The organism is Anaerolineales bacterium (assembly GCA_022866145.1).
GTDB lineage: Bacteria > Chloroflexota > Anaerolineae > Anaerolineales > E44-bin32 > PFL42.
Map to the genome: position 1 here is coordinate 1 of JALHUE010000069.1, position 11,992 is coordinate 11,992.

General features: G+C 65.8%; 8 protein-coding genes. 1 reads left to right on the plus strand and 7 read right to left on the minus strand.

Annotated elements, in window-relative coordinates:
• On the minus strand, positions 1-1,778 hold a 1,778-nt coding region (typA, locus tag MUO23_02115; protein ID MCJ7511749.1), incomplete at its 3' end, for a translational GTPase TypA.
• A gap of 448 nt (positions 1,779-2,226) precedes the next feature.
• On the opposite strand from typA, the gene MUO23_02120 reads away from it, so the two are divergent.
• Positions 2,227-3,495, plus strand: a complete 1,269-nt coding sequence (locus MUO23_02120; GenBank protein ID MCJ7511750.1) for a DEAD/DEAH box helicase — start codon at positions 2,227-2,229, stop codon at positions 3,493-3,495.
• 455 nt (positions 3,496-3,950) lie between these two features.
• Here the strand turns inward: MUO23_02120 and MUO23_02125 are convergent, their stop codons facing one another.
• The 6 genes from MUO23_02125 to MUO23_02150 all read right to left on the minus strand — a co-directional run.
• Positions 3,951-4,862, minus strand: coding sequence for an ABC transporter permease (locus MUO23_02125; GenBank protein ID MCJ7511751.1), 912 nt, complete (start codon positions 4,860-4,862; stop codon positions 3,951-3,953).
• Positions 4,863-4,966: 104 nt separating this feature from the next.
• Positions 4,967-6,079 carry an ABC transporter permease gene (locus MUO23_02130; GenBank protein ID MCJ7511752.1) on the minus strand — a complete coding sequence of 371 codons (1,113 nt, stop codon included), beginning with the start codon at positions 6,077-6,079 and terminating at the stop codon, positions 4,967-4,969.
• Positions 6,063-7,571, minus strand: coding sequence for an ABC transporter ATP-binding protein (locus MUO23_02135; protein ID MCJ7511753.1), 1,509 nt, complete (start codon positions 7,569-7,571; stop codon positions 6,063-6,065). The genes MUO23_02130 and MUO23_02135 overlap by 17 nt, the downstream gene beginning before the upstream one ends.
• 79 nt (positions 7,572-7,650) lie before the next feature.
• Positions 7,651-8,730, minus strand: coding sequence for a BMP family protein (locus MUO23_02140; protein MCJ7511754.1), 1,080 nt, complete (start codon positions 8,728-8,730; stop codon positions 7,651-7,653).
• Between the two features lie 227 nt (positions 8,731-8,957).
• Positions 8,958-9,392, minus strand: coding sequence for a nucleoside deaminase (locus tag MUO23_02145; protein MCJ7511755.1), 435 nt, complete (start codon positions 9,390-9,392; stop codon positions 8,958-8,960).
• A gap of 5 nt (positions 9,393-9,397) precedes the next feature.
• A partial coding sequence (locus tag MUO23_02150; GenBank protein MCJ7511756.1) for a molybdopterin-dependent oxidoreductase occupies positions 9,398-11,992 on the minus strand: 2,595 nt, incomplete at its 5' end.

The window sequence follows — 11,992 nt, forward strand, 5'->3', positions numbered from 1 at the left end:
CGCAGGCTCTGGGGTGTGACCTCCAGCAGCTCGTCGTTGCCCAGGTACTCGATCGCCTCGTCCAGGCTCATGGCCCGCGGCGGCGAGAGCCGCTCGTCGATCTCGCGGTTCGACGAGCGCACGTTGGTCACATGCTTCTTCTTGCACACGTTGACCACCAGGTCGCCCGGCCGCGGCTGCTCGCCGACGACCATGCCCTCGTAGACCTCGACCCCTGGGCCGACGAACAGGGTTCCCCGCTCCTCGGCTTGCTTCAGCCCGTAGGTCGAGGTGACCCCCGCCTCCCAGGCCACGAGCGACCCGTTGCTGCGCCCGGTGAGGCCTCCCGCCATCGGCAGGTAGTCGTAGAACAGGCTGTGCAGGAAGCCGGCGCCTCGGGTGGCAGTCATGAACTGGTAGCGGAAGCCCAGCAGGCCTCGCGTCGGCACCAGGTAACGCAGCCGCACCGACTCGCCGTCGTTGTCTTGCATGTCCAGCATTTGGCCGCGGCGGCTGCCGAGCATCTCGACCACCGTCCCCAGCACCTCGGAGGCGGCCTCGATGTACACCTCTTCGAACGGCTCCAGCGTCGTGCCGCTCACCTGACGCAAGATGACCTCCGGCCGCGAGACCTGGAACTCGTACCCCTCACGGCGGATGGTCTCAATCAGGATTGCCAGTTGCAGCTCGCCCCGGCCGGAGACGACGAAGCGGTCGGCCGAGTCGGTCTCCTCGACCCGCAGCGAGACGTTGGTGCGCAGCTCGTTGAACAGCCGCTCGCGCAGCTTGCGCGACGTTCCCCAGCGGCCCTCGCGCCCGGCGAAGGACGAGGTGTTGACGGCGAAAGTCATGCGCACCGTCGGCGCCTCGACCCGGATCACCGGTAGCGCCACCGGGTTCTCGGCATCGGCCAGGGTCTCGCCGATGGCCACCTCCTCCAGCCCGGCCACGACCACGATCTCACCCGCCTGCGCCTCTTCGATCTCGAGCCGCTCCAGGCCTTGATGCACGTACAGGTAGCGGGCTGAAGTCAGCTGCGGTTCGCCGCTGTGCGGGATGCGGACGATCGGCATCCCGGCCCGCAGGCGGCCGGCGTGGATCCGGCCCGAGGCCGTTGACCCACGGTACGAGTCGTAGCCTAGCGTCGTCACCAACAGCTGGAACGGGGCCTCGAGATCGACCCGCGGGGCAGGGATGTGGCGCAAGATGGCCTCGAACAGCGGCCGCAGGTCCGGCCCCAGCTCGGCTGTCCACCCGGCCTGGCCGGTGACGGCGTTGGCATACACCACCGGGAAGTCGGCCTGGGCCTCGGTCGCGCCCAGGGCGATGAACAGGTCGAAGGTGGCATTGAGCGCCCATTCGGGATCGGCGCCGCGGCGGTCGACCTTGTTGATCACAACCACCGCCTGATGGTTGAGTTCCAGCGCCTTCTTGAGGACGAAGCGCGTCTGCGGCATCGGGCCTTCGGCGGCGTCGACCAGCAACAGTACGCCGTCGACCATATTCAGCACCCGCTCGACCTCGCCGCCGAAGTCGGCATGGCCGGGGGTGTCGACGATGTTGATCTTGACCGGCATCCCGGTTTGGGGATCAGTCAGGGTGATGGCCGTGTTCTTGGCCAGAATCGTAATGCCGCGCTCGCGCTCGAGTTCGTTCGAGTCCATCACCCGCTCGGCCACCTGCTGGTTGTCGCGGAACACTTGCGCCTGGCGCAGCATGCCGTCGACCAGCGTCGTCTTGCCGTGGTCGACGTGGGCGATGATGGCGATATTGCGCAGCTCGTTGCGCTCGGTGAGCATGTCCTGACTGCCTTCTACGCACAACAAACGACCCCGGCCAAGTTGCTCCGAGGTCGGTTCGGTGCGTCATTCGATGATATCAGACAGCCGCCGTCTTGGGAAGGGGGTGTTGCCGTCAGGCAGGATCAGGCGTTGTCCGCCGATAACTGCCAGCGGGCGGGACACGCTCCCAATTCCCGCTGGTCTCGCAGGGCGATGGGATTTTCGGGGCAACCTACCGGAATTCGTCGCCCTGGAGGACCTCGAAACTGCTGCCGCAGGGGCACAAGTCGCCTCGATTTCTGGGGCTGGACAAGGGGGAGAAGATGCGGTAAACTCATCGACTGTGATCGGGGAACGTAGATCCCGATCCGAACTTCTCTATGATTGGCAGCATAGGGCTGCCAGTTTCTTTTTGATGATGGGCTGAGGGTGCGACTTGGCTCAACACAGCCAAGGAGTATTCTCTGTGAGTTTCGAACGTTTTGCGTTAGATGCGCGTCTGCGCGACGGCATCCAAGCGGCGGGCTATACGACGCCGACCCCCATTCAAGACCAAGCCATCCCGCCCGTCCTGGCCGGCCGTGACCTGATCGGCATCGCCCAGACCGGAACGGGAAAGACGGCGGCCTTCATGCTGCCCATCCTGCAGCGCCTGGTCACTCACCCCGGCCGCGGTGTGCGGGCGCTGATCCTTGCCCCCACCCGCGAACTGGCCGAGCAGATCCATCAGGCCACTCGCCAGTTTGGAAAGCGCACCGGCGTTCGCAGCCTGGCGATCTATGGCGGCGTGGGCAAGAAGGCGCAGGTAGATGGGCTGCGCCGCGGCGCCGATGTCGTCGTCGCCTGTCCTGGAAGGTTGCTCGACCTGGCCGGCGAGCGCAGTATCGACCTGTCGCGGGTCGAAGTCCTGGTGCTGGACGAGGCCGACCGCATGTGCGACATGGGGTTCCTGCCGGACATCCAGCGTATCCTCAAGCTGCTGCCGGCTCGGCGCCAGACGCTGTTCTTCGCGGCCACTATGCCCGACGACATCCGCCGGCTGGCGGACAGCATCCTGCGGGATCCGGTGGCGGTCCAGGTCGGCGTGATCGCTCCGCCCAAGACGGTGTCCCACGCCCTGTATCCGGTCGAGGGGGGCCTGAAGAAGTCCCTGCTTCTGGCGGTGTTGGAGCGCAGGGCCACCGGGCGGGCGCTGATCTTCACCCGCACCAAGCATCGGGCGCGCTCTTTGGCCCGCGACCTGGACAAGCAAGGCTACCGGGTCGAGGCCCTGCAGGGCAACATGACCCAGAACCGCCGCCAGGACGCGATCGATGGTTTCCGGGGCAACAAGTACGACATCCTGGTCGCCACCGATGTCGCCTCGCGCGGCATCGATGTGGCGGACATCGCTCACGTGATCAATTACGACATGCCGGACACAGTCGATGCCTACACCCACCGCGTCGGCCGCACCGGGCGGATGGAGCATACCGGCGAGGCGCTGACCCTGGCCCAGCCGGAGGACGAACCCATCGTGCGCCAGATCGAAAAGGTGCTGGGCGAGCCGCTTGTACGGCGCCGCCTGGCGGACTTCAACTACGGTGGCTTCAACCCCGAAAGCATTCCCAAGGGCGGTGGCAACGGTAATGGCAACGGGAAGGCCAGCCCGGGCCGATCGAACGGAAACGGGCGCCGGCCCAGCATTGCCGCCCCCAGGCGCAACGACGCCAGCCGAGGCCGAACGCACCGCTAACCCAATCGACCCCACAACCCGATAGCCCATCCCCTGTGCCCCGTTCTCGGGTGCAGGGGATAGTTGTTTCCGGGCGAGATCGAGGTCGTCTTTGGCACCGCCGGGACCTGCGCAAGGCCAGAGCCCAAGGCCCGGCATGGCCGCGCCCGCGGGGTTGATCGGACCGTCTAGCATTCCTTCCGGGGAGCCCCGACCGATCGATGATGGGCTCCGCCAGCAAGTTCGACGTCGGACCGCCGGCGGCGGAGGCCGGACCGGTGTAGCGGCTCGACTTCCGTCCCGCACGGATAGACCGCAGCTAACGACCTGGGATCACAACCGATTGGCTGGTGAGTTCTACACGCCAGCGGGCCTTTGAGCTTCTCTCCGTCCGGTCCCCATGAGATCTATCCCGAGCCACGATTTGCCGACTTTCGCGGCAGGCACCCCGAGCTGTGCTGGGTTGGGATCGGATCCTACTCCCGCCGATAGGGCTTGAGCAGCGCCGCCGGGTAGGCCGCATTCCGGCCCGCCAGGGCCAGGCCGGCGATGGTCGTCAGGTAGGGCAACGCCAGGAAGAACTCGTAGGGCAGATCCAGGCCGGTGGTCTGCAGCCGCAGTTGCAGCGCGAAAACGCCGCCAAACAGCAGTGCGCCCCACAGCACCTTCACCGGGTCCCAATTCCCGAAGACGATCAGTGCGATGCACACCCAGCCCCGCCCCGCAATGATGCCGAAACTGAATGCGCCCAGTTGGGCCAGCGAGAGAAACGAACCGGCCGCGCCCATCAGGCCTCCGGCAATGGCCAGCGAGAGGTACCGCACCAGGAACACGTTCACGCCGGCCGCGTCCGCTGCTTCCGGATTCTCTCCCACGGCGCGCACCTGCAGCCCGAAGTTGGTTCGATACAACACCCACCAGGCGACGGGGACGAGCAGGACCGCCAGGTAGGTCATCAGGTACTGTTCGAAGATGGGCCCAAGGATCGGAAGCTCGCCGAAGGGTGAGATCTTGCCGAAAGGCTGGATTGCCGGGAGCACCTGGCGCTCGCCATAGATCAGCCGGAAGGCGAAGAGCGACAACCCGGTAAGCAGCAGCGTGATCCCCAGCCCCGAGACGTGCTGGTTGGCGCCCAGTCGCACGGCGAGCAGGCTCATGAGCAGGCCGGAGGCAATGCCGGCCACGATCGCCGCCAGCACACCCAGCCAGAGCGAGCCGCTGGCCTCGGCCACTACAAACCCAACGAAGGCGCCGAAGAACATGGTCCCTTCGATCCCCAGGTTGAGGATGCCGGCCCGCTCGGAGAACAGCTCTCCGAGTGTCCCCAGGATCAGAGGCGTTGCGACCCGCAAGGCGGCAGCCACCAGACCGATCAGGAAGACTTCCATCAGAATGCTCCGGCTCCTGCCTCTACCATTGGTGATCCCTCACCTGCGCAGCGCAAGCCTCTCACCTGCTCTCGTTCCGATGTCGCCGGCCTCGGCGAACACGCCTACCGAGCATCGTCTCGCACTCCAATCCCGGGAGCCCGGCCTGCACTCGAGCCTCGCCCCGCACGCACGACTCGAATCCGGTAGTTCAGGAGAAGGAACATCCCCAGGGTCACCAGAAGCAAAGTCGCCTGGACCACGTCGCCAAGGAAGGCGGGCACTCCCAGCGCTCGACTCACCGTCTGGGCGCCGGTGCCAATCAGGCCGATGAAGAGCGCCGCCATTGCCACCCCCAAAGGATGCAGCGCCCCCAGGGTGGCCACGATGATTCCGGTGTAGCCGAAGCCCGGTGAAATCGCGTCGATCAGGTGAAAATGAATCCCTGCCACCTCGCCCACGCCGGCTAACCCGGCGATTCCGCCGCTGGCGAGAGCGGCGACAAGTACCGTCCGATCGACATCCACGCCGGCAAAGCGAGCAGCCTCGCGGCCCATGCCGGTAGCGCGCATGCGCAATCCCAGCGTGGTGCGCGATAGCAGGTACCAGAGCAGGGCAATGACCGCCATGGCCACGATGAACCCCAGGTGCAGCCGAGAACGCGGCAGGAGCTTCGGCAGAACCGTACTGGGTTCAATCTGCGGGGACTGGGGCCAACCCGAGATCGGGTCCCGCCAGGGTCCGTTCAGGATGAAGCTGACAAGGAAGAGCATGACGGAGTTCAGGAGCAGGGTGGTGACGACCTCGTCAATTGCGAGCTTCACCCGAAGCAGGGCCGGCACCAGCGCCCACAGCATTCCGGCCAGGAACCCTCCCAGGAGCATCAGGGGCAGCGCCAAGATCGGAGGCAAGCCTCCCAGCACCATCCCCAGACCTGCGGCCGCAATCGCCCCGGCATACAGCTGGCCCTCTACACCAATATTCCAGTAGCCGGCTGAGAAGGCGAAGGTGACCGCCGCCCCCGTGAGGAGTAGGGGCGTGGACTTCACCAGCACCTCGATGGCGCTGACCCGGGTCGAAAGCGGGGCTATCAGGAAGTAGTAATAGGCCTCCAGCGGGCTGGCCTTGGCCCAAACCACCAGAACGGCGGTGAGAACGAAGGTGACCACCACCGCCGCCAGCGGGATGGCCAACCGCATCCACACGGGAGCCGGGGCGCGCTCAATGCGAATCGGCATCGGTTCCCTTGGTGGCGCCCGACATCCACAGCCCGAGTTGCTCCAGCTGGGCTTCGGAACCGGCCACTTCCCCCACGATGCGCCCCTCGTAGATCACCGCGATCCGGTCGGAGAGCGCCAGCACTTCGTCGAGATCCTCCGAGAGCAGGAGCACCGCTGCGCCTCGGTCGCGCTGCTCGAGGAGTTTGCTGCGAACGTACTCGGTCGCTCCCACATCAAGGCCGTGGGTGGGTTGCGAGGCGATGACCACGCGGGGGTTGCGTGAGAGGGCGCGCGCAAGCACCACCTTCTGCATGTTGCCGCCGGAGAGCGTCCGGGCGCGGTCGTTGGGGGAAGCCTTGATCTGGTACTCGGCGATCAACTCCTCGGCCCGCCGTCGGATTCGTCGGCGATCGAGGTTCCCCGCCCTTGAGAAATCTCCGAGATGTTCCAGCGCCAGGTTCTCCGCTACGCTCAGATCGGCCACCAGTCCTTCGCTCCGCTCCTCGGGGATCCGCCCCACGCCGGCGGCCGACATCCGATTGGGAGAAGCGCCGGTGAGGTCCTCTCCCGACACGCTCACCTCTCCCTGGCTGGGCTTGAGAGTGCCGCATAGCACGCGTGCCAGTTCTGCCTGCCCGTTGCCCGAGACCCCGGCCACGCCCACGATCTCGCCCGCCCCCACCTCCAGCGAGACTCCGCGCAGGGCCGCCATCCCTTCTCGGTCGAGGGCGGCAAGGTCGCGGATCCGCAGCAGCATCTGGCCGCGTGGCCGCTCGGACTGCCGCCTCACGCCGAAGGTCTCGCGGCCCACCATCATGCGCGCCAGTTGCGGCTGGGTGGTCGCCGATTTGTGGACCGTGCCCACCACGTGGCCGTCCCGCAGGACGGTGATCCGATGGCAGACCGTCATCACTTCGCGCAGCTTGTGGCTGATGAAGATGATCGACAGCCCCTCGCGGCACAGACGCTCGAGCGTCTCGAACAGGGAGTCGACCTCCTGCGGAACGAGAACCGAGGTCGGCTCGTCAAGGATGAGCACCCGCGCTTCCCGGTAGAGCGCCTTCAGAATCTCCACACGCTGGCGCTCACCCGCAGCCAAATGCCGCACCAGCGCCTTGGGTTTCACTTCCAGGCCGAATCGCTCGGCGGCCTCGGCCACGCGTCGCTCGGCTTCCCCAGGCCTTACCCGGAACCCGGTGGCGTGCCCGAGCACTACGTTTTCCGCCACGCTCAGCGGAGGCACGAGCGTGAAGTGCTGCGTGACCATCCCGATTCCCAGGCGGATGGCGTCATGCGGTGACTGGATGCGTTCTGGTTGACCTCGGACGCGGATTGCTCCCGCGTCGGCATGGTACAGGCCGTAGAGGATGCGCATCAAGGTGGTCTTGCCGGCGCCGTTTTCTCCCAGCAGGGCGTGGACTTCGCCCTGCTCCAGATCGAAATCGACGCGGTCGTTGGCCACCACGGGGCCGAATCGCTTGGTGATGCCCTGCATCTCGACAGCTAACACACAGGTATCCTCGAAGGGCGGCAAGACTTGCAGGTGCGAGCAGGCGCTCGCACCTGCAAGCTCTTCGGCCGGCGGCAGGTCAGTTCACTGCGGCCGGTTGTTTCTCATCGATATCTACGCGGAAGAGGCCGTCCTTGATGGCCTGTGCCTTATCCTTGACCATCTGCAGCAGATCCGCGGGCAGTTTGCTCTCGGTGCCGTGGAACGGAGCCAGACTTGCGCCGCCCTTACCGACCATGCTGAAGTCCTTCAGGTCCTGGGCCGTGTAGGCCCCGCTTTGCACCTGGTTGATGACGTAGGCCACGGTCGGATCCATGTTCCAGACCGGGCCGCTCACCACGAAGTCGGGGGCGAGTGAGTTCTGATCGCTCATATTCCCAAAGGCGAACAGCCCGTTCTCCTTGGCCGCCTCGATCACGCCAAAGCGCTCGGCATACAGCACGTCCGCCCCGGCGTCGATCTGGGCCAATGCCGCTTCCTTGGCGGCCGCCGGATCGAACCAGCTGTTGATGAAGCTCACCAGGACCTTGGCCTCGGGATTCACTTCCTTGGCGCCGGCGGTGAAGGCATTGATCAGCCGGTTCACTTCTGGGACTGGAAGCCCGCCGACCACGCCGATCTTGCCCGTCTTGGTCAGCCCTCCGGCCAGCATGCCGCTGAGGTATGCCGGCTCATGGATCCAGTTGTCAAAAACCGACGTGTTGGGATCTGTCGGCCCCAGACCCGAGCCGAACACGAAAGCGATCTCCGGATACTCCGCGGCGACGCGGCGTACCGCCTCCTCATTGCCAAAGGCGTCGCCGAAGATGATATCCGGCTTCAACTGCTCGGCGGTCTCGCGCAAGACGCGCTCCATATCGCCGGAGTAGCCGATGTTCTCGGTGTAGCTGTAGTCGATCTGTCCCGCATCCATGGCCTTGTTCAGGGCGGCATGGATGACGCCATCCCACGGCTCCTCGATCGGGGTGGCGAAAGCGCCAAAGACGACCAGCGGCTTCGGCGCCTCAGGGGCCTGGGTGGCGGCCTGCACTAGGGCCTCAACGATCACGGTTTGAACAATGGTTTGAGGGGTGGGGATTGCGGCCGGAGCGCAGGCCGCCAACGCCCCCGCGATCAAAACGCTTGCCATCAGAACGGAAACCACGCGCAGCTTAGTCACAGGTGGACCTCCCTTTCAAGCGAATGTCTGCATGGAACAACGACGAGCGAACCCTACTCTCCAGCCTGCCTCCTTCCTGCGTGATCCATCTCCCAAGAGGCTGATGAAGAAGCCCTCCTGCTTGAGAGGAATTGGCATGTGGGGTAATTGGGGCGAAGCCCCAACCACCCCCTATGCGGTTTTCATCTCTGAGAAGGGCATTTTCCATCACCCTGCCAAGCCGTGGATCAAACTTGCCCGATGTCCTCCAGCCAAAGCTGGGGGTTCTGGCGAATGAACTGGCGCATGAGCTCCTTGCACTCGTCCAGGTCCAGGTTGAGAACCTGAACTCCATGGGCTTCCATCAACTCGGCCCCACCCTGCAAGCTCTCAGATTCTCCTGCAACCACCTGGCGGATGCCGAACTGCACCACGGCCCCCGAACACAGGTAACAGGGCATGAGGGTGGAATATAGCGTCGTCTCTCGATAGGTGCCAATCCGCCCGGCGCTTCGCAGGCAGTCGATTTCGGCGTGCAGAATCGGGTCGGCCTGCTGCACGCGTTGGTTGTGGCCGCGTCCGATGATCTTCCCTTGGCGCACCAGAACCGCCCCGATCGGGATGCCGCCCTCGCGCAACCCCCGGCGGGCCTCCTCAAGTGCAGCCTCCATGAACGGGTCCATCTCCCTTAGCCACCCCGGGCGAGCAAGGCTGAGCGAACCGAGCGCCGGTCGGCGGGAAGCGAGGTGATGCGCACGCCGACCGCATCATAGATCGCATTGAGGATCGCAGGAGCCGTTGCCAGCGAGGGCGCTTCGGCAAACCCCTTGGCGCCCTGTGGACCAAATGGGTGGGGCACTTCCAACAGGATGGAGACGATCTCCGGCGTCTGCGCCGCCGTCGGCAGATGGCACTTGTGAAGCGAGTCCGTCAGGTTGATCCCGTTCTCCACGTCGAACCGCTCCGAAAGAGCAAATCCCAAACCCATCATGACCCCGCCGTGGATCTGGCCCTCGGCAGCCTGGCGGTTGATAACCTTTCCCAGGTCATTGACGGAGATGATCGTCTGCACCTTAACCTCCCCCGAGGAGGGGTCCACCTCCACAATGGCGACTTGGGTGCTGTAGGCATAGCACCAGTGGGTGGGCCGCGACTCGCCCTCGGGGAAGCGGCTGGGCGCCCCCTCCTCCAGCAGCGGAGCGGAACGAGGGGCCGTGTAGCGGCGTTCCACCGTCCAGCGCTCGCCAAGGCTTGCCAGCGGGATCTCGCTCCCCGAACGCGGGTCCAGCACACGGTCGCCTCGCAGCACGAGCCCCGCCGGCTCGGCGCCGAGGGCCTCGGCCGCATGCGCCAGCAGCTCCTGCTTGAGCGCCCGACAGGCCATCACGGTGGCATTGCCGCTGAGAAAGGTCTGGCGCGAGGCGGTGGTGGGACCGGTGGGCGGGGTGAGGGCGGTATCAGGTCCGATGACTTCCACTCGTTCCAGCGGCAGGCCGAGCTCTTCCGAAACCAGATAGGCCAGCCCGGCTCGGGCCCCCTGGCCGTAATCGTGCTGGCTGGCGAGCAATCGCGCGCAGCCGGACGAGTCCAGTTCCACGATGGCCCCGGCGCTCTCGTGCAGCCCATGCCCATAACCGATGTTCTTCACGGCCGAGGCCACGCCCACGCCGATCCGCTTCTCGCCCGGGGAGGGAAGGTGCATGCCGGCCAGGGCATCGCGCGCGGCTCGAATGGTTTCCTTGATGGTGACCACGCCCGGCTCTAGGATGTGGTCGGCGACGGTGGGCAAGCCTACATCGAGGGCGTTGATCAACCGGAACTCGAAGGGATCGATCCCCAGAGCCCGGGCGAGGGCGTCCATCTGCTGCTCCAGGGCGAAGGCCACCTGGTTGACGCCGAATCCCCGCATGGCGCCGGCGGGTACGTTGTTGGTGTACCAGGCCCATCCTTCCAGATCCACATTCGGAATGAAGTACGGCCCGGCGCCAAAGACGAGTGTGTTCTCGAGGATGTCCACGCCGAGGGAAGCGTAGGCTCCTGTGTCGAGGGTGATGCGGGCCTGGAGCGCCAGCACCCGTCCATCGCCCGCAGCCCCCACCTTGTAGTGCATGTGTGCGGGGTGGCGTTTGGGGTGGGCGCGCAGCGACTCCTCGCGGTCCAATACCATCTTCACCGGCCGGCCGCTGCGCAGCGCCCCGAGGGCGAGGTACTGCTGCAGGATCATGTCCTCCCGGCCGCCAAAGGCGCCGCCCATGGGCAGTTGCACCACGCGGACCTTGTCCTCGGGCAGCCCAAGGATCTCGGCCAGCTGTGTGCGGTCGTCGAAGGCGCTCTGGGTTCCGATTTCGACCGTCACGCCGCCCTCGCCGGAAGGATAGGCGATACCCGCCTCGGGTTCCAGAAACCCATGCTCGATGAAGGGGGTTTCGAACGTTTCCTCCACCACCACTGCGCACAGCTTGAAGGCGGCGTCGACATCTCCGCGGGCGATCCGCGCATGGTGAAGCAGATTGCCCTTGGCATGCACCTTGGGAGCATCCGGTCTAGCCGCCTCTTCGGGCGAGAACACGCCCGGCAGCTGCCGATACTCCACCCGGATCCTGTCCAGGGCGGCCTCGGCGGCCTGGCGGGTCTCGGCGAAGACTGCGGCGACCGAATCCCCGATGGTGCGCACCTTGTCTCCAGCGATGGCTGGCTGATCGCGAAGGATGATCCCGGCCTGGTTCTTGCCAGGGATGTCGCCGGCGGTCAGCACGAGCGCTACGCCCGGCAGGGCCTGTGCCTCGGCAGTCGAGATGCTGAGGATCTCGGCATGCGGGTGCGCCGACCACAAGATCCGGCCGTGCAGCATCCGCTCGGGCTGCAGGTCGTCACCAAAGAGCGTCGCTCCGGTGACCAATGCCTCCGCCTCCTTGGGCAAGAGCGCCTGGCGTGGAGGCTGCTCGCCGTGAGCCGCCAAGCCTGCGGCAGCCGGCGCATGCGTCCCGGCCGCATCCTCGATCGCCTCGAAGATCTTGACATAGCCGGTGCATCGGCACAGGTTGCGATTCGTTGTCAGCGCCGATCGAATCTCCTCCCGGCTCGGGTGGGGGTTGCCGTCCAGCAGCGCCTTGGCGGCCATGAGCATCCCCGGGGTACAGAAGCCGCATTGAACCGCGCCGTGTTCGATGAAGGCGCGCTGCAGCGGGTGAAGCCTGCCTGCAGTCGCCAGCCCCTCGACGGTCTGCACGTTGGCGCCGCCCACCTTCGACATGCGCACCAGGCACGCGCGAGTCGCCTTGCC